Annotated in this window: 21 protein-coding genes; 7 read left to right on the forward strand and 14 right to left on the reverse strand. The window is 39.7% G+C overall.

Annotated elements, in window-relative coordinates; translation table 11 throughout:
* Window positions 1–149: 149 nt before the first annotated feature.
* Genes plsY through BANVL01_RS14550 form a run of 3 tightly spaced genes read left to right on the forward strand, consistent with a single transcriptional unit; the run spans window position 150 to window position 2,244 of the window.
* Window positions 150–737, forward strand: a complete 588-nt coding sequence (gene plsY / locus BANVL01_RS14540) for a glycerol-3-phosphate 1-O-acyltransferase PlsY (RefSeq protein WP_066087270.1) — start codon at window positions 150–152, stop codon at window positions 735–737.
* Window positions 738–751: 14 nt separating this feature from the next.
* Complete coding sequence (locus tag BANVL01_RS14545) at window positions 752–1,903, forward strand: CapA family protein (protein WP_066087269.1); 1,152 nt, start codon at window positions 752–754, stop codon at window positions 1,901–1,903.
* Between the two features lie 50 nt (window positions 1,904–1,953).
* Window positions 1,954–2,244: a HesB/YadR/YfhF family protein gene (locus BANVL01_RS14550; RefSeq protein WP_066087266.1), complete on the forward strand. Its 291-nt coding sequence runs from the start codon at window positions 1,954–1,956 to the stop codon at window positions 2,242–2,244.
* Between the two features lie 14 nt (window positions 2,245–2,258).
* Here the strand turns inward: BANVL01_RS14550 and BANVL01_RS14555 are convergent, their stop codons facing one another.
* The 9 genes from BANVL01_RS14555 to mtnA all read right to left on the reverse strand — a co-directional run bounded on the left by BANVL01_RS14555 (window position 2,259) and on the right by mtnA (window position 8,880).
* Window positions 2,259–2,576, reverse strand: a complete 318-nt coding sequence (locus BANVL01_RS14555) for a hypothetical protein (protein WP_066087263.1) — start codon at window positions 2,574–2,576, stop codon at window positions 2,259–2,261.
* Window positions 2,577–2,615: 39 nt separating this feature from the next.
* Complete coding sequence (locus tag BANVL01_RS14560) at window positions 2,616–3,044, reverse strand: acyl-CoA thioesterase (RefSeq protein ID WP_082804990.1); 429 nt, start codon at window positions 3,042–3,044, stop codon at window positions 2,616–2,618.
* Between the two features lie 19 nt (window positions 3,045–3,063).
* The gene (locus BANVL01_RS14565) at window positions 3,064–5,391 is read right to left on the reverse strand and encodes an AAA family ATPase (protein ID WP_172800901.1); all 2,328 of its coding nucleotides are present in this window, start codon (window positions 5,389–5,391) and stop codon (window positions 3,064–3,066) included.
* Window positions 5,392–5,517: 126 nt separating this feature from the next.
* Window positions 5,518–5,733 carry a small acid-soluble spore protein Tlp gene (gene tlp, locus BANVL01_RS14570; protein WP_066087257.1) on the reverse strand — a complete coding sequence of 72 codons (216 nt, stop codon included), beginning with the start codon at window positions 5,731–5,733 and terminating at the stop codon, window positions 5,518–5,520.
* Window positions 5,734–5,879: 146 nt separating this feature from the next.
* Window positions 5,880–6,026: an acid-soluble spore protein N gene (locus BANVL01_RS14575; RefSeq protein WP_066087254.1), complete on the reverse strand. Its 147-nt coding sequence runs from the start codon at window positions 6,024–6,026 to the stop codon at window positions 5,880–5,882.
* A 66-nt stretch (window positions 6,027–6,092) separates the two neighbouring features.
* On the reverse strand, window positions 6,093–6,224 hold the full coding sequence (locus BANVL01_RS14580; protein ID WP_066087251.1) for an FbpB family small basic protein: 132 nt from the start codon (window positions 6,222–6,224) through the stop codon (window positions 6,093–6,095).
* A 128-nt stretch (window positions 6,225–6,352) separates the two neighbouring features.
* On the reverse strand, window positions 6,353–6,889 hold the full coding sequence (locus tag BANVL01_RS14585) for a TlpA disulfide reductase family protein (protein ID WP_066087249.1): 537 nt from the start codon (window positions 6,887–6,889) through the stop codon (window positions 6,353–6,355).
* Between the two features lie 120 nt (window positions 6,890–7,009).
* A complete protein-coding gene (locus BANVL01_RS14590) occupies window positions 7,010–7,810 on the reverse strand; it encodes a class II aldolase/adducin family protein (RefSeq protein WP_066087246.1) in 801 nt (266 codons plus the stop codon).
* Window positions 7,811–7,836: 26 nt separating this feature from the next.
* On the reverse strand, window positions 7,837–8,880 hold the full coding sequence (mtnA, locus tag BANVL01_RS14595) for an S-methyl-5-thioribose-1-phosphate isomerase (RefSeq protein ID WP_066087243.1): 1,044 nt from the start codon (window positions 8,878–8,880) through the stop codon (window positions 7,837–7,839).
* A gap of 156 nt (window positions 8,881–9,036) precedes the next feature.
* On the opposite strand from mtnA, the gene BANVL01_RS14600 reads away from it, so the two are divergent.
* Window positions 9,037–10,104, forward strand: coding sequence for an NAD-dependent epimerase/dehydratase family protein (locus BANVL01_RS14600; protein ID WP_066087240.1), 1,068 nt, complete (start codon window positions 9,037–9,039; stop codon window positions 10,102–10,104).
* A gap of 135 nt (window positions 10,105–10,239) precedes the next feature.
* Here BANVL01_RS14600 and abc-f read toward each other — a convergent pair whose 3' ends face one another.
* Both abc-f and acnA read right to left on the reverse strand, forming a co-directional pair.
* Window positions 10,240–11,970 carry a ribosomal protection-like ABC-F family protein gene (gene abc-f / locus BANVL01_RS14605; RefSeq protein ID WP_066087237.1) on the reverse strand — a complete coding sequence of 577 codons (1,731 nt, stop codon included), beginning with the start codon at window positions 11,968–11,970 and terminating at the stop codon, window positions 10,240–10,242.
* A 341-nt stretch (window positions 11,971–12,311) separates the two neighbouring features.
* Window positions 12,312–15,023, reverse strand: a complete 2,712-nt coding sequence (acnA, locus tag BANVL01_RS14610) for an aconitate hydratase AcnA (RefSeq protein ID WP_066087234.1) — start codon at window positions 15,021–15,023, stop codon at window positions 12,312–12,314.
* A 328-nt stretch (window positions 15,024–15,351) separates the two neighbouring features.
* Here acnA and sspO point away from each other — a divergent pair, with 328 nt between their 5' ends.
* Window positions 15,352–15,504 (forward strand): small acid-soluble spore protein SspO, encoded by a 153-nt coding sequence (sspO, locus tag BANVL01_RS14615; protein WP_066087231.1) that lies wholly within the window; start codon window positions 15,352–15,354, stop codon window positions 15,502–15,504.
* 49 nt (window positions 15,505–15,553) lie between these two features.
* Here sspO and BANVL01_RS14620 read toward each other — a convergent pair whose 3' ends face one another.
* On the reverse strand, window positions 15,554–15,823 hold the full coding sequence (locus BANVL01_RS14620) for a hypothetical protein (RefSeq protein ID WP_066087228.1): 270 nt from the start codon (window positions 15,821–15,823) through the stop codon (window positions 15,554–15,556).
* A gap of 114 nt (window positions 15,824–15,937) precedes the next feature.
* Here BANVL01_RS14620 and BANVL01_RS14625 point away from each other — a divergent pair, with 114 nt between their 5' ends.
* Window positions 15,938–16,075 carry a small acid-soluble spore protein P gene (locus BANVL01_RS14625; RefSeq protein WP_024026873.1) on the forward strand — a complete coding sequence of 46 codons (138 nt, stop codon included), beginning with the start codon at window positions 15,938–15,940 and terminating at the stop codon, window positions 16,073–16,075.
* Between the two features lie 23 nt (window positions 16,076–16,098).
* On the opposite strand, the gene selA is transcribed toward BANVL01_RS14625, so the two are convergent.
* The gene (gene selA / locus BANVL01_RS14630) at window positions 16,099–17,517 is read right to left on the reverse strand and encodes an L-seryl-tRNA(Sec) selenium transferase (RefSeq protein ID WP_066087225.1); all 1,419 of its coding nucleotides are present in this window, start codon (window positions 17,515–17,517) and stop codon (window positions 16,099–16,101) included.
* A 105-nt stretch (window positions 17,518–17,622) separates the two neighbouring features.
* Between selA and BANVL01_RS14635 the strand changes: the two genes are divergently transcribed.
* Complete coding sequence (locus tag BANVL01_RS14635) at window positions 17,623–18,021, forward strand: Hsp20/alpha crystallin family protein (RefSeq protein WP_066087219.1); 399 nt, start codon at window positions 17,623–17,625, stop codon at window positions 18,019–18,021.
* An 89-nt stretch (window positions 18,022–18,110) separates the two neighbouring features.
* Here the strand turns inward: BANVL01_RS14635 and BANVL01_RS28770 are convergent, their stop codons facing one another.
* Complete coding sequence (locus tag BANVL01_RS28770) at window positions 18,111–18,350, reverse strand: Rdx family protein (RefSeq protein WP_342342312.1); 240 nt, start codon at window positions 18,348–18,350, stop codon at window positions 18,111–18,113.
* Between the last annotated feature and the right edge of the window lie 39 nt (window positions 18,351–18,389).

Genomic DNA, 18,389 nt, shown 5'->3' on the forward strand with positions numbered 1-18,389 from the left:
GGAAATGAGAAGGGATTTTTACAATTCCGCGATAATTTAACAATTCCTCATTATTTTCCTTGGATGATATTGATGAATCCAATGGTGTTTTTCCGTAAATACATGGTAAAATATAAGCACTGTATCTTTTATTGAAGGAGAAATCATTAATGGTTCAAATTATTTTAGTCTTGGTCCTCGCCTATTTACTTGGTTCGATCCCATCTGGCTTAATCATTGGAAAGGTTTTTTATAAAACGGATATTCGTGAACATGGGAGCGGTAATTTAGGCGGAACGAACACGTTTCGAACACTCGGAGTGAAAGCGGGATTGGCCGTCACACTTGCCGATATCCTAAAAGGGACGCTAGCAGCTTCCTTACCCGTGCTTTTTAATCTTCCCGATCTCAATCCATTAATTGCCGGGGTTTTTGCTGTTGTTGGACATACCTATCCGATTTTTGCCGGATTTCGCGGCGGTAAAGCCGTTGCTACTTCAGGCGGGGTCGTATTGTTCTGTGCACCGTATATGTTTATTGCTGTCCTGGTCGTCTTTTTTATCAGTCTGTACATAACTAAATATGTTTCCTTATCATCGATGCTTGCAGGTGTTTGTGGTGTGATTTATGGGCTTGTTCTTTGGAATATCCCCCTGCTAATCGCTATTGTCCTATTAACCTCATTTGTTATTTATCGGCACCGGGCAAATATTAAAAGAATTATCAATAAGACGGAACCAAAAATCAAATGGTTATGATTTAAGGAGCTAATATGAAAAAGAAAATCCTTTTTCCATCGGTTTTCATTATCATCGGATGCATTGCTGTTGCTGCTGTTCTCCTTATTCAGCAACAGCAAGAATCTGCCACAGACGAAAAGCTTTTTCCTATGAAAAAGCATCAACCAAAGTCTTCATTAAATGTTAATCGGGAAATAACAGAAAAGGTGACCCTTGGTGCCATTGGTGATATTCTAATCCATACCCCAGTCTATCAAGATGCCTTCAACGGAGCCACATATGATTTCGACCCGATGTTTGAGCAGTTGAAACCTTTATTAGAAAAGCCGGACTTTGTAACAGCCAATCAAGAGAGTATATTAGGTGGCCTGGAACTGGGTCTTTCCGGTTATCCCAGGTTTAATAGTCCTCATGAAGTAGCAAAAGCACTAGCTGATTCAGGAGTCGATATGGTTTCGACAGCAAATAATCATACGTTAGATCAAGGAGAGAAAGGAATTAAGTCGGAAATAGCTTATTTAGATAGTATTGGTTTACCACATGTGGGGAGTTTTCTTGATGAAAAGGATCGCCAAAAATTAAGGATTGTTACTAAAAACGGGATCAAGCTTGCCTTTCTTGCCTATACATATGGAACGAACGGAATACCCGTTCCCAAAGGAAAGGGTTATCTTGTCAACCTGATTGACCGCGAAGTTATGAAGGAAGAAATCCACCGGGCCAAAAATGTTGCAGATGTGGTCGTAATGAGCATCCATTGGGGAAATGAATACCAGCGAATCCCAACAAACGATCAAAAGGAATTAGCTGCCTTTCTGGCAAATGAGGGTGTCGACATCATCTTTGGCTCCCATCCACATGTTTTGCAGCCGATGGAATGGATTCATACGAGCGATGGCCGAAAAACGTTTGTTATTTATTCGTTAGGAAACTTTATTTCAGCGCAGTATAATGACTATAAAGATATTGGCGGCTTAGCGACAATCGACATCACCAAACATGTACAAGAGAAAGGCAATTCGATTGAACTTTCGAACCCTGTCTTTTACCCGACATATGTGACAAGTCAAAAATACCATAATTTCCGTGTCGTCCCGCTAGAAAAAGCAGGTGCTTACGGCCTACCGAATGCAGAAGTGAAATATAAGGAAATTCAACAGCACATGGGACAATGGCTCCGATAACCCGGGGTTTTTTAATAACAATACTCTATGATTAGAAAGGAGTTCAGCCAATGATTATAAATATCACGAATGAGGCTGCGGCTTGGTATAAACAGGAACTCAATCTTACAAACGGTGATTTCATCCGCTTCTTTGTCCGTTATGGCGGCTGCAGTACGGTTCAAAAAGGATTTTCTTTTGGTATTAATACCGAAGAACCTGTCGATATCGGTGTGAAAATAGAGATGGAAGGAATTACGTTTTACATAGAAGAAAAGGACTTATGGTACCTGGATGGTCATGATTTAATCATCGAATACAACTCAAACTACGAGGAACCAGTTTTTCACTATAATAAATAGAATAACAGGCACACTTATTTTCCAAGTGTGCCTGTTTTATTGTGCCAAATATGGTCAAGCAGGCCTTCCTTCTGCAAGATTTCCTTTTGCCTGTCGCCAAGTAGGTCAAAATGGGAATAGCCGTCCACTCTATAATGAATCCATTCTTTCTTTAAACCATATTTTTTGCCCCAAGTGGCTAGTTTTCCAAGGTCATGGCAGCCGACCTTTGTTACTGTTTTACAGCCGGGAAAGCGGTCATCAAGCCAATAGTGGGTTAAAAAGGCAATTTCTCCGTTATCGATTTTCCGTTTCCACTCGGTTATTTCCCGTCTTTTTATGCCAAATGCCAATTCATTTCACCTCAACATAGTAAAAAATCCTAAAAAACGCTATTTTTTCTTGATGTCCTCGTATTTTAAGTACCATTCGGGAAAGGCCTTTTTAAAGGATGTCGGCCGGAAATTATCCTTTTTCACTATAATGTGGGTGGACGTACCGACGGCACACACTTCATCTTCCCCATTTACAATTGTATATCCGTAAATCGTCTTAATGCCATCATTTAATTCTACCCATGTCTTTACAAATGCTTGATCCCCATATCTTAACGGTTTTTTATAGGTTATTTGAATATCATAAACAGGGGCATAATAACCTGCCTCCTCCATTGCTAAATAACTGTAATCGAGGTCTTCAATAAGCCCGGTTCGGCCAAGCTCAAAAAATTTTAAATAATTGGCATGGTAAATAACACCCATCATATCAGTATCAGCGTAGTAAAGCTGAATCTCTCTAGTCGAAATAAAATAATTTTCCACGTATAAGGTCCTTTCCTATTTACATTTTATTCAAGGCTGTCTTGACATCTTCTACATTTAGAAACAAAGAACTTTCAAATAGATGTTCGTCCCCTTCGACTGCCATTAATCTTGTGGCTTGTGCTTGTATCATTTCATCCACTAAGTTTGTCGCAAAACGCCCATTCCCCTTAAAGTCGGCTTCTTCTATTGCTTGCAGCAACCAATTCCCGGCTTCCTCTGTTAATTCATATCGATAGCTTTCAGCATAGGAGGTCATGATTTCAAGGAGCTGCTCCGCTGAATAATCAGGGAAAAGAAAAAACTTTTTAAACCTTGAGCGCAGGCCAGGATTGCTTTCAAGTAGCTGGTTCATTTCATTAGGATAACCCGCTAATATCACGACTAAATTTTCATTATGCTTCGTCATTTCATCAACAAGTGTATCAATGACTTCTTTGCCGAAATCACCCGCAGAATGCGAAAGAAGGGAATAAGCCTCATCAATAAATAAAACGCCGCCAAGGGATTCCTTGATCTTCTTCTTTGTTTTTCCGGCTGTTTGACCGACATATCCTGCGACAAAATCTGCTCTGCTAGCAACAATGAGATGTCCTCTTTTTAAAATTCCGCATTCTTTTAAAAACGCTGCATAGATTTTCGCTACTGTCGTTTTTCCTGTACCAGGGTTTCCCGTAAACACGGAATGGAGCTGGATTGGCACCGCCGGCATCCCATTTTTCCTTCTAAATTGCTGCATTTTTACAAACGAAATAAGTGATTTCAATTCCACTTTTAAAGATTCAAGCCCAATTAAACGTTCGAGCTGTTCGGATGGCGATTCCGATGCATCTTCTTTATCCAATCGAAAATCCTCTTGATTAAGAAACATATATTCAAGAATGTCCGCTTCTTTTTCCTGGTTGAATGCCCCTTTCTTAAAAATGGCATCCAACACGATATTGCGAACAGTTCTAGCATTACCAAAGGTATCATCAACCCGCTCTTGCTCAAGCCGGTGGCTTATCTCAATTTTGGATTCCTCTGTAATAAAGTAATCATTATCACTTGCTGCAGATTCCGCAATTAGGATAAGCTCCTCATTCGAATAATCAGGTAAATGAATAAAGTTTGATTGTGGGAAACGGCTTCTGAGGCCGGGATTTGCATCCAAAAAGGAGCGCATTTCATCAGGATAACCAGCTAGAATGACAGCAAACTTCCCGCCATACTCGTGTCCTGTCATTAATGAAACAAGCGTATCAATTGCTGCCTGTCCATAATCATTTCCCGTTTGCCCAACACGCTTTAAACTATAGGCTTCATCAATAAATAATACCCCGCCAATGGAGCGTTCCACTACAGCCCGGACATTTTCTTCCGTTTGCCCGACAAACGAGCCAACTAATTGAGAACGGTTCGTTTCGATTACTTCCTCACGGGGCAGGACTCCGAGCTCATGGTAAATTTTTGCTAGCAAGCGAGCAAGCGTTGTTTTTCCTGTACCTGGATTCCCAGTTAAAATCATATTCAGACTAAGCTCGTCCTTTACTTGAAAGCCAAGTTCCTTCCGTTGTTTTTGGTATTTTAAAAATCGGTAAAAATCATTAACCCTTTTCTTAACCGAATCCATGCCAATCATATTATTTAATTGATCTAGAGCATTTTCTTGCGTTGCGACAGGAGCAGCTGCATCAACAAATAACTGCTGCCATTTCTGCTTAATTTCTTCCACGCTAGACAGATGCAATTTTAACTCCTCATAAAAGGTGGATGTGTGAAAAACACCGGTAATCGATTGATCGTATTCTTCTGCCGCTTTCAGCAGGCTGCTTGTTTTCTCGTTTGCTGCAGCTAGTAAATCATGCAGTTGTTGATAGGTTTGAACTGCATCTGAATTGGCTAGCTTTGCGGCCAAGTCGAGATTATCCTGTAACAATTGTAACTGTGCATCCGCTCCTGTTAAAAAGCTTTGACATATTTCTATGTACTGTTCTGCGGTCTTCTTCTTGGCCGTGCGATTATCGGTTTCCCTTATCGGCGGAAAGGAAAGTGGGCTGAGCAAATCTTTCAACTTTTTCCAATCAGACCGAATCATAAATTCTTTTGCCCTTTGGTTCTGAGGATCTAGCTTTATGGCCTTATCTAGCCAAACAAGTGCCAAGGAGTCCTCCGTATTTCGCCCAAGTCTTGAAAGCGCCGCAAGTGTTAACAACTTCGATGATGTAATGGGATTGGACTCATGACTTATCGCGGAAACCAACTGGCTTTGATTACGAATTACCCCTGTTTCGTTCAGCTCCCGTTCCCACTTTCCGATTTGCTCGTTCGATAGTAAACGCTGCTTTTCCTGTTGTGTCAAAATCATCACTTCTTTTTTGAAATTTCCCTTTTATCTTATCACACCCAAAATCTTTTCACTAAATAAAGAGTTTTAAAATAGGAAAAGGGCCTGAACTTGTGGCTCAGGCCCTTTTTGAAATAGGTAAATGATTTATGTTTCATCCTGAATTTCTGCTTTAAAGGAGTCAATGCTTTCCCGTCTGCGCTGATTCTTGGCTTCAATTTGCTGACGCTGTTGTTCACTATCGGTAAATTCTAGAGATTGTTCCGCTTTTGCAATATTTTCCGTAGTATCCTCAATCATCGACTGAAGCTTTTCAGCATTATCACTGCGATCATCCGGTTTAGGTTGGTTATTAAACGCCATCGGGTATATTCCTCCATAAAAGTTTATTTGGTACAAATATAGTTTGTTACGGGATGAAAAAAATATCACAGGAATCGAGAAATTTTCACGATATCACGACAAAAAAGACCTGCTGGCTAAAGCCGAGTAGGTCTTTTATCAATAAATTATTCACCTTTGGTTTGCATCACTTGGGCATGTTTACCGGAAGTATCTTGCATCTTCTTCCCTTTATTTCCACCAAACCCTCGTGGTTGTGTTCCAATGTGATCTGGTTTAAAATGTTTTGTTTTATAACCTGTTTCATTACTCATCTCATGATCCCTCCTTATTTATATTTTGTCCATAAGGATGAAAAACCATGATTGGAAAACTTTGTATTACTCGGCTTTGCCAAGGCGTTTTTGTTCTAAGCGCTGTTCAATTTTTTCCATCGCAGCACGATCTTTTAACAATTGTGATTTATTTTCTGATACTAGTTCTGCAAAGGAACGTTTTCTTGGTTTTCTCATTGGTATCACCTTCCTTATATCCTATTGTAACAGTTATTATGCCCGGAAACGGTTGCAATTATTACAACTTTTCGAAAATTATATCGATTATTTCAAAAGAAAAAAGACATTGGAAAATTACCAACGTCTCACTTTAATTTTTTTGTATATTCTTCCATGATATTCAGTTTCATGGTTCCTGGATATTTATTCTGGATTATTCCCTTGCTGTCGATAAAATAAGTAGTAGGAATAGCCATAATTTGATAAGTTTCATTTACTTTGTCATCGGTATCAAGAAGGATTGGAAAGGTAATCTTATTTTCGTCAACAAACCCTTTTACATCCAATTGTGGATCAATGTTAACGGCTAATATCACAGTATCGTCTCCAATTTGCTTAGAGAATTGTTCCATTTCCGGCATTTCTGCTTTACATGGACCGCACCAAGTTGCCCAAAAGTTAAGCATTACTTTTTTCCCTTTTAAATTGGAGAGTTTAACCGTGTCCCCCGTCAATGTTTTTAACTCAAAATCGGGTGCCTTTGCTCCAATACTAAGACCTTCTTTAGTTGATGCTGTTTGACTTGCCGTTTCGGGTTTCTCTGTCCGTTTATCCATAGCCTGCACAATCGCTACTGTCAATAAGGTAACTAATAAAACGGCAGCAATTACTTTTTTTATCATCCCCGAAAGCCTCCTTTTTTCTATATACGCTATATCGATTTTACACTATAAACTTAGTTGAAACGAAACTTGTATATGCCAAATCTGTGACAATTTAGAAAAGGCGGGCCCACACTTTTATTAAAATAGTTTTTTCATTTCCTCTAGAACATTTTTGGTGACCTTCTCAACTATCAAGTTTATATCATGTTCCGATAAGGATTGTTCCAAGGGAGGGGTAATTTTCTGCGCATGGATACCCTCAGCTGTTTCAGCTCCGATTGGTGATTTACTATTAATACCCATTTTCGTTTTCAGCTCAACAAGTGATTGAACATGCTTTTTAGATAGTTCCCGATCGCCATTCATTTGTTTGGCAATCCAATTAATTTTTGCCGTGAATTCTAATGATTCCATTAAATAATAGGCATGCTCTAAGTCTTTTCCCCATGTTAAAGCGCCGTGATTTTCTAATAACACACCTTGATGGTGATGAACAAACTTTTGGACGGCATCTGGTATTTCATTTGTCGACGGGGTTCCGTATTCTGCAACAGGGATTGTTCCTAGGTAGACAACTGATTCGGGCATGATCGCTTGATCTAAAGGGATTCCCGCAATAGCAAATGCCGTTGCATATGGCGGATGAACATGAACAACAGCTTGTATATCCTGACGAACTTGGTAAATTCTCAGATGCATTTTCATTTCTGATGTCGGCCGGAAAGGAGGGATCCCCTCAAGGACATTCCCTTGCCCGTCCACCTTTATTATCATCTCGGGCGTCATAAAGCCCTTACTTACACCCGTTGGCGTAATCAGGAATTCATTGTCGCTGACCCTAATGGAAATGTTGCCATCGTTTGCAGCAACAAATCCTTTTTCATAAATCCTTTTTCCCATGTCACAAATTTGCTTTTTATATTTTATTTCTGTTATCATAAGCACCCCTCCCTTCCATTCCTACATTAAAAAAGTCTTGGCAGCTCTTCCTGATAATTTCCTGTTAGAATACCCTTTTCAGTAATAATAGCCGTTACCAGCTCATGTGGTGTCACATCAAATGCTGGATTAAACACCTTCACGCCTTCAGGAGCCGTTCTTTTTCCAAAACCCTCGGTAATTTCTGCCGCCTCACGTTCCTCAATCGGAATATCAGCACCTGTTTTGGTTTCCAAATCAATCGTGGACATGGGCGCTGCTACATAAAAAGGAATTTGATGGGCTTTAGCCAGTAATGCGACACCGTACGTCCCGATTTTATTGGCGACATCGCCATTTGCCGCAACCCGGTCACAGCCGACAATTACTGCTTGGACCCAGCCTTTTTGCATCACCATTGCGGCCATATTGTCAGTAATTAGCGTGACATCAATCCCTGCTTGCATCAATTCCCAAGCGGTTAAGCGAGCACCCTGCAATAGCGGTCTTGTTTCATCGGCAAATACTTTGATATCCCAGCCCTTATCTTTCGCTAAATATAATGGAGCAAGTGCCGTTCCATATCTCGCAGTAGCAATGCCGCCCGCATTGCAGTGGGTTAGAATTCCCATCCCGTCTTGTAAAAGGCGCAAGGCATGCTCGCCAATGCTCCGGCAAACTTCTTCATCTTCTTTTCTTATTAAATGGGCTTCGTCTTCTAGTGCTCGCTTAATTTTTGCGATTGGCTGCTCCTGTTCCTTTTGCGCCCGTTCATCCATCCGTTTTAATGCCCAAAATAAATTAACTGCAGTCGGCCTTGACGAACCCAAATAGTCTGCTTGTTTTTTAAAAAAGCTATAAAAATCCGCATAGGAATTTTCCGGAGCATCCTTTATCCCAACTACTAATCCATAGGAAGCAGCAATCCCAATTGCCGGAGCACCGCGCACTTTTAATTGTTTAATCGCATCCCAGGCATCTTCAATTTTCGTGATTTCAAGAAATTCTGTTACGTTAGGGATTTTTGTTTGATCTAATATTTTTAAAACACCGTTTTCATAGGAAACGGATTGTAAAAATGTGTTTTCCAACTTAAAACATCTCCTCGTCTATATGTACAAATTTAATTTTAACAATATCCAAGGCATATGCAAAACTTTTCATTTTTGAAAAACCGGAAATGCGATTCTTAATGCAATTGTCGGAAAATTTGTTAAAATAGAAGGAGGAAATGGAGGGGAATTCATTTGAAGATTCTTGTTTTAGGTGGCAGCCGCTTTTTAGGAAGAACGTTTGTGGAAGAAGCGCTATCCCAAAATCATGAAGTGACCATTTTTAATCGCGGCTTTCAAAATGCCGGCCTAAAAGACGTTGAAATTATTACCGGAAATCGTTTTGGCAACTTAAAGGAGCTTAAGAACCGCAACTGGGATGCAGTATTGGACACGAGCGGCTTTATTCCCTATACGGTTCAAAATTCGACTGAATTTTTGAAAGACCAAGTAAATCATTATATATTTATTTCAAGTATCTCCGTTTATAAAGACTGGGTCCCGGAAAATTTGGATGAAAACTACCCCGTTTTAGAAATGACGCTTGATGAAGCAAATGAGCTTTCAAAGGATGCGAAAGGTCCAATTTATGATCATTATGGGCATTTCAAGGCATTATGTGAACGGATTGCCGAAAATAATTTGCCTGGCCGGGTCTTGAATATCAGGGCTGGACAATTAATGGGACCGAACGATTATACGGATCGTGTTCCATATTGGTTAAATAGAATCGCAAAAGGCGGTAAAGTGTTAGTCCCTGGTAAACCAAACCGCCGGGTACAGGTAATTGATAATAAAGACTTATCAGTTTGGATGCTGCAGATGATGGCAAGCCATTCAACCTGTACCTTTAACGCCACTGGACCTAATTATCAGTTAACGATGAAAGAGTTCCTCGATGCTTGTATTAACGTGACCGGCTCTGATGCCGAACTAGTTTGGACTGATGAAAAGTTCCTGCTTGATCAAGGTGTGGAACCATGGACCGAAATGCCTCTCTGGGTACCTGAAGATTCACCATTATCGCCGGAGCTTGAGCAGCCCTGGCGAGGTGCCTTTTCGATAAATATTGATAAGGCAGTTCAAAGTGGGCTTAGTTTTAGACCCATTGAGGAGAGCTTAGTGGAAATTTATGAATGGGAACAAAATCGACAGCTGACTGAAGATGAGTGGAAATCGGGCATGCGTTCGGAAAGAGAGAAAGAGCTGCTTCAATTATGGGGGCAAAACTATGAGGAAAGTGATTCGCAAATAAAAGAGTGAGATTCGCAAATAAAACGGGCTGATTCGCAAATAAAACAGGTAAATTCGCAAATAAACCTAACATTTACGCAATTAAAATTGAAAAAGGTCTGATAACGAACAAAGAGAGCAGGAATTCCTGCTCTCTTTTACGATTTACCCCATTAAATTTCGTTTTTGTTTAAGAAGTTCGTTAAATTCTTCGTCTAAACGATGATATTTTGGATCTATTTGATCAATTAATGATAATTCACCCAAGATTAAGGCGATTTTGTTTTCAATGATTAAAAGCGCTTCTTCGGAACCATCTCCACTCTTTACATCTTTATTGAGATACTCCTCTGGTTTCATTTCAACTCGTCTAATTTGTTGATTTTCAAACACAAGAAGCCGGTCACAAAGTTTATTAAGAAAATAATGATCATGTGAAACGGTAATGATTGTCCCAGTAAACTCACTTAATGTCATTTCAAGCTGCTCCCTGCTTGGTAAATCTAAATGATTGGTTGGTTCGTCTAAAATAAGAACATCATACTTTTGCATTAACAAATCGACCAGCTTTACGCGTGTTCGCTCACCAAGACTCAATGTCCCAATTGCCTTGGTGATCAGCTGTTCATTTAAGCCTAAATTGGCAAGCAAGGTTCTTGCCTTTAGAATACTTTCTCTCTCCGTAAACCCTAATGCTTCAATCGCTGTTTTATCGGCGGGCAAATCAGCAACGTCTTGGCTTAAGTAAGCAATTTTTACGGAATCGCTCTTCCACAGCTCCCCATCAAAGGATATATCATCACCTAGTATTATCTTAATTAATGTCGTTTTGCCGCAGCCATTTTCACCGAATAGTCCAATTCTTTCGCCATGATTAATATAAAACTGAGAATCCTGAAAAAGCATCCGATCTGCGAATCCTTTTGTTAACTTCTTGGCTTCAATAATCCGTTTGCCCCGCTTTCCATGGCTATCAAACTGAAATCGAACCGAAGCTTCCTCCATCGGTTTTTCAATTTTGTGTTTATCAAGCTCATTTTGCAATCGTTTCATTTTCGATTTCACCTGGTTATCCAGCTTTTTTGCCTTTACCCGGTGATACTCTTTAAAACCGATTTGTCTTCTTTCTGAGGCAGATCCTTGCTTTGTAGAATCGCGATGTGCTTTTTCTGACCAAGACTTTAACTGTTCCATTTGCGATTCAATCTTTTCGATTTGGCGCTGCTGAACATGGTATTGATGACGCTGATTCGCTATTCTCTGCTCTTTTTCTATTCGATAGTCACTATAGTTTCCATTGTAAAATTGAATTCGGCTATCCTCTAATTCAAAAATGCGATTAACCGTTTTATCTAAAAAATGGCGGTCATGCGAGATAATTAAAACAGGGCCATGAAATTTTTCTAATTCCGAAACCAACCAGTTTATCCCAGTGAAATCTAAATGATTAGTTGGTTCATCCAAAATTAAAAAATCAGGCTTCGTTCCCCAAACCATTGATAATGCGAGTTTTAGCTTTTCCCCGCCACTTAAGTGGGTCAAACGATTTTCCCTCCAGTTATAAACCTTGTTAAGGCCTAAACTGCTTGCATGCTGAAACAACTCTTGTTCCTCGACCTCGGCAATGGATTGCTGAAAATGACTCACCTCATAATCAATCGATTGTGTGAGGTAACCAATCCGCAAATCTCTTGATTTTTCAATCAATCCATTATCTAGAGTAATTTTTCCAAAAATTAAATTGGCAAGTGTCGTTTTCCCAGTGCCATTATAACCGACAAGGCCGATTCTATCGCCATTTTTAATCTCAAAGTTGATATTGTCTAATACCTTCCTTAAGTGAAAACTTTTTTCTAATCCAATTACTTTTACGATCGTCTTCTGATTATTTAGCATAAAAAAACTCCCTTCACGAACCTGAAGCGAGTTTTTTAATTCCTTTTATCATAATTAACCATAATACATGCACAGCAAAAAATATACCTAAAAAGGTTCTTCATAATGGTTTATACGATTAGGATATAAAAAAGGGCAGACTAATCCCATTCTCCAGGTTCATCATTTTTCGATTATTCGAATCATGTGCTGAAAAATAAGATTATAATTTCATTGGCCCTTTATTCATCCCTTTTCGTTTGATACTTCCATTTTATTGAACATCAGGTGCAGTTGTCAATGATTTCCCGAAAATTCATAAAAACACCATGCCGAAAGACATGGTGTTTTCATAACCTCTATTATGCTTGTTGTAATTTTTCACGTAATACCATTTGCAGAATACCACCATGGCGGTAGTAATCAATTTCAACTTCAGAGTCGAAACGGACAAGTACTTCAAATTCTTTCTTGTTACCAGCTTCGTCTGTAGCTGTCACTTTTAGAAGATCACGTGGTTTTACGTTTTCATCCACTTGAACATCAATCGTTTCTTTACCTGTTAGACCAAATGTTTCAGCACTTTCGCCTTGTTTAAATTGAAGTGGAAGAACACCCATTAACACAAGGTTTGAACGGTGAATACGCTCGAAGCTTTCAGCAAGTACTGTTTTGATGCCTAATAGGTTGGTACCTTTCGCAGCCCAGTCACGTGAAGAGCCCATTCCGTAGTCTTTACCAGCAAGAACAATCAAGCCAGTGCCGTTTTCCTTGTACTTCATGCACGCATCGTAGATAGACGTTACTTCGCCTGTTGGCCAGTAAGTAGTTACGCCGCCTTCTGTACCTGGAGCGATTTGGTTACGAATACGAATGTTTGCAAATGTTCCGCGCATCATCACTTCGTGGTTACCACGGCGTGATCCGTAAGAGTTAAAGTCGCGGATAGCCACGCCTTTTTCAAGTAAATATTTTCCGGCTGGAGTATTTTTACCAATAGCCCCTGCTGGTGAAATATGATCAGTTGTTACGGAATCCCCAAACTTACCAACCACACGTAGTCCATTTAATGGCTCAACTTCACCTGGTTCTGGTGATAAGCCTTCAAAGAACGGCGGGTTTGCAATGTAAGTAGAATCCTCATCCCAAGTATATAAAGGCTCATTGCTTGTTTTGATTTCATTCCAACGCTCGTTGTCACCAAAAACGTTTTCGTACTCTTTACGGAATAGTTCAGGTGTAACAGTGCGTTTAACAACATCATTGACCTCTGCAGTAGATGGCCAAATATCCTTGAAGAAGACATCGTTACCGTCTTTATCTTTACCAATTGCTTCAGCAGCGAAATCGATATTCACTGTACCAGCAAGCGCATAGGCAACAACAAGCGGTGGTGAAGCAAGATAGTTTGCTTTTACAAGCGGATGAATCCGTCCTTCAAAGTTACGGTTTCCTGAAAGTACTGATGTAACTAATAGATCGTTTTCAGCGATTGTTTTTTCAATTTCTTCTTTTAATGGACCGGAGTTTCCGATACAGGTTGTACAGCCGTAACCTACAAGGTTGAAACCGATTTGCTCAAGATATGGGAGCAATCCAGAATCTCGAAGATAGCCAGTTACTACTTTTGAACCCGGTGCTAAGGAAGTCTTAACGAATTTTGGAACTTCCATTCCTAATTCAACTGCCTTTTTCGCAACAAGTCCTGCTCCAGCCATTACATACGGATTCGATGTGTTTGTACAGCTTGTAATGGAAGCAATGGCAATCGCACCAGTCTTAATCGTTGTTTCGTCACCGTTTTGGAATTTAACGGTTGCTGACTTTTCAAGTTCCTCAGATTTCATGCCGAAACCTTGGTTCCCTTGTGGTGCAGATATCGCTTTATTAAATTCTGCTTTCATTTTTGAAAGTGGAATCAAATCTTGTGGACGTTTTGGACCAGATAGATTTGCTTCAATCGCAGAAAGGTCAATTTCAACTACATTTGTATACACTGGCTCTTCACTCGGATTGAAGAATAAGCCGTTTTCTTTGCAATATTGTTCAACAACATTGATTTGTTCTTCATCGCGTCCAGTTAAACGTAAGTAGGCAATTGCTTCTTCATCAACAGGGAAGAATCCACAAGTTGCGCCGTATTCAGGAGCCATGTTGGCAATTGTTGCACGGTCAGCAAGTGGTAATACGGATACACCAGGTCCGAAGAATTCAACGAATTTCCCAACTACCCCATTAATACGAAGGACTTGCGTTACTTTTAAGGCAAGGTCTGTTGCAGTTGAGCCGTTTGGAAGTTCGCCCAGTAATTTAACACCGACTACTTCAGGCACTGGGAAGTATGATGGCTGCCCAAGCATTCCAGCTTCTGCTTCAATGCCGCCTACACCCCATCCAAGCACACCAAGACCATTGATCATTGTCGTATGGGAGTCTGTACCTACCAATGTATCAGGATATGCTTCCAATTCACCGTCAGCATTTTCTGCCACATGAACAACATCAGCCAAGTATTCAAGGTTTACTTGGTGCACGATACCTGTTGCAGGCGGAACAGCCCGGTAGTTGTTGAATGATTTTTGTGCCCAGCTTAAGAACTGGTAGCGTTCTGCATTGCGTTCAAATTCAAAATCCATGTTAATTCGTAATGAATCAGCTGATCCATAGTCATCAACCTGAACAGAGTGGTCAATAACAAGATCAACCGTTTTTTCTGGATTGATTTTGTCTGGGTTGCCACCAAGGTCTGCCATTGCTTTTCTTAAAGAAGCAAGGTCAACTACCGCTGGTACACCAGTAAAATCCTGAAGGATAACACGTGCCGGCTTAAATGGAACGTCCACTTCTTTAAGCTCAGCTGTACCCCATTTTGCTAAGTTTTCAATATGCTCTTTCCCAATCATGCGGCCATCGTATTGGCGAAGTACTGATTCAAGTAGTACTTTTACGGAATATGGCAGTTTGGATACCTTGCCAATACCTGCCTCTTCCAATGCACTTAAACGGTAATAGTGGTAGTGTTTGCCGTTCGCTTCAAAGGAAGCGCGTGCGTTAAATACATCATTTTTTACCATGTGTAAAACCCCCTTCATTCGTCATAATAAAGCAAAATTAACGAAAAGTCGAAAAGTTTGAATTTTCCCATCCAGCTTCACTTTTCTCACAATTCTTATCTTAATACAACCGTTTACATAAGTAAATAACAAGAAAGTTATTGTGGTTGATAAGTTTTTCTTATGTCTTTTATGTAATTTGTTCGGAATATTATGAAAATCGCATTAACACTTGAGTGGAATTACTTTAAGGGAAATACTCATCTCCTTTATTATTATCTCAAAAAAATTTTTCATTGTCATTTTTCAAGATATAAAGGAAATAGTAACGGTATGGGAGGTGAATGATATGGTAAAACGAAAGTCTAATCATGTAATTCCTGGAATGAATGCTGCTAAAGGGCAAGGAAAAGGAGCAGGTTTCAACGAAGAATTAGCCAGCGAGCCGGAATTAACAGCAAAAGAGAGAATGAACAATAAAAAGCGCAAGAAAAATCAATAAGAAAAACAAAAAGGGGTGACCCATATGGCAGGGCCACCTCCTGCTTTATCTATTCGGTCTGATTCACTTCGGAAACCATACTTTGCAGGTCTTGTTGAAATCGTTCTAATTGTGACCTTTGATGTTCTGAAGCCACTTCAAGAGCATTTTCAATTTGCTGGTAAGCTTCATTTACTTCATTCTTTAAATGTTTAAGCTGATGGCCATAACTCGCACTATCACTAATGATGGTATTAAACAGTCCCTGTGCCTCCTCATATCCTTGCTGTGCCGCTTGAAAAGCCTGTTGTTTGTCCTTGTTGTAAGGATATTTTTGCATTTCACTAGTTCACTCCTTCATTTTGTTTACCGTTAAATTGCACAGAACAGCAAAAAATATTCGGCATAAAAAGATTTATTGATTACATCCTAATTACAGAGGAGGGATAAAAAAATGAACAAAAACGACGGCAAAGATATGCGAAAAAACGCACCGAAGCAATCCGGGCAGCCTGAACCATTGAGCGGTTCTCACAAAGTAAAGAATCGCAATCATACCCGAGCCAAACACAATTCACACCATGATATGTAATATGAAGAAAAACCCCTCTTATCTTAAGAGGGGTCCCCTATATTTACTAATTTTTCAAGCAAGATAGCTTCTTCCTCAAGAGTAACAGTCCTTAGGTCAATAATAAATTCCTCTTTTTGAATTCGTGCGATGATCGCTGGCTTCGATTCGGTGCGCAGTTTTCTACTGAGCTGTTCAGCCGTTAAAGAATCATGTATTAAAGCAATAACTAAGGTTGGAAGGACAACGTCCGGCATCGTTCCCCCGCCCACTTGACTTGTATGCGGAAATATTTTTGCCTGAAAGGCGCTTGTCCTTTGTAACAAATTTGTAACGAAGGCCCTAGACCTTTCGTCTAATTCATTAAGAGAAACTAATAAATCACGGATAACGGGAATATTTCTCATCGCTTTTTCACCGCGGGCGTAATCAATTAACGTCCCTTCCAGCGCTGCTAAAGTCATCTTATCCACCCGGACTACTCTGGCTAACTGATGTTTTTTCAGACAATCAATAATTTCCTTTTTACCGGCGATAATCCCTGCTTGTGGACCGCCAAGGAGCTTGTCTCCACTGAAGGTTACGACATCTGCCCCCATTTCAATAACCTCTTTGACTACCGGTTCTTCACCAATTCCATGCTTCCTGAAGTCGTAAAGTGCACCACTTCCAAGGTCTTCGTAAAAAATAACATCATCAAGCCTTTTTGTTAAATCAATCAGTGTTTCTGTCTCAACTGATTTTGTGAAACCGACGACCTTAAAGTTGCTCGTATGTACCTTCATAACAATGGCAGTTTCTGGAGTTACTGCGTTCTCGTAATCGTAAAGATGTGTTTTGTTGGTTGTTCCTACTTCGATAAGCTGTGCGCCACTTTCCTCCATTATCGAGGAAATCCGAAAAGAACCGCCAATTTCAACTAGCTGCCCCCTTGATACAATGACCTCTTTATTCTTAGCCATTGCCCTTAAAATCAGATAAACAGCAGATGCGTTATTATTGACGACCATGGCCGCTTCCGCTCCGGTAATCTCCTTTAGCAATGCTTCAACATGACTATGGCGTGAACCTCGCGCGCCTTCATTCAACTTATATTCTAGATTTGAATAATTTCTGGCTGTTTCAACCACATGACGAATAGCACTCTCGCTTAATCTTGCTCTGCCAAGATTGGTATGTAGAATCGTCCCCGTTGCATTAATTACCTTTTCAATTGTATAGGAAAATTGCTTTTTTAAATTCATTTCTAGAATAGCAAATAACTCTTCAATAAAGCGGTTTGTCCCTGGTTTAGCGCCTGCCCACTTATCATGAATGATGGTATCCCTTACTTGATCGACAACATCTTTTAACTGCTTCGTAAGCTGCAAGTGATCAAGATTACTTTCTTCTTGCAGTGACAAAAACGCATCATGGCTTTGTAGCTCATGGATGGCCGGAATTGAACGTAACCATTCTTTCACAAAAAAAAACTCCTTCACATTATCCTTCTTTTTTCCTATTATATCACATCCTTTTCACGTATTAATTCGGAATGAATAAAATGAAACAAGCAAGGGGGATTGAATATGACAAAAAAGAAAGATGATCAAAACCAGGACGTTGATTTTGATTTAGTAGAGAAGTGGCTGGAAAACTATTTTCTTGATCCATTGACCTCATATTATGACCAGACTCAATTCCAAATCGATGTTTACGAAACTGACAAGGAATGGATTGTCGAAGCGATTTTAAACGAGTTTGAGGCTTCAGAAATTCAGGTATATATAGAAGAAGAAAAAATAATCATTTCTGCATCTAAATACCCCCCCTCTCCGGACCAACAAACACGAATTCGTACCATTGATTTCCCTTATAAGATAAATCAACAAAAAGTATCGGCTTCTTTTTCAAATGGGATTCTTGAAGTATTTATTTCAAAGACAGAAAAAGGATCAGGAAAAAACAGATTTATTACACTGCCTTAATTTCATTTTTGGTTTCTTTTTTTTGGACAGTTTACATAATAATATTACCGGAAATAACACAACCTTCATCATGAAAAAAGGATTTAGGGTTACTTCGTAGAAATAATGTCAATTATCTCTGCTGTATCTGGAAAAATCCCTGTGTCAAGCTTTGAGTAGACCTTCTCTCCATTAACAGTCACTTCGAACGCGCCTCCGGAACTAGGGATTAGTTCTAATTTTTGAATATCTCGATAAAAATGGTTAAATAACTCTTCCGCGAAACTCGCAGCTTTTGGTGCATAGTTTCATTGCATGCAGAATTCGACAATAATATGATAGTTTTTCATGAAAATTTCCTCCTTATTTTCCAACACCTAGATGCTAGA

It is taken from the genome of Neobacillus novalis NBRC 102450 (assembly GCF_001591805.1).
Lineage (GTDB): Bacteria > Bacillota > Bacilli > Bacillales > Cytobacillaceae > Neobacillus > Neobacillus novalis.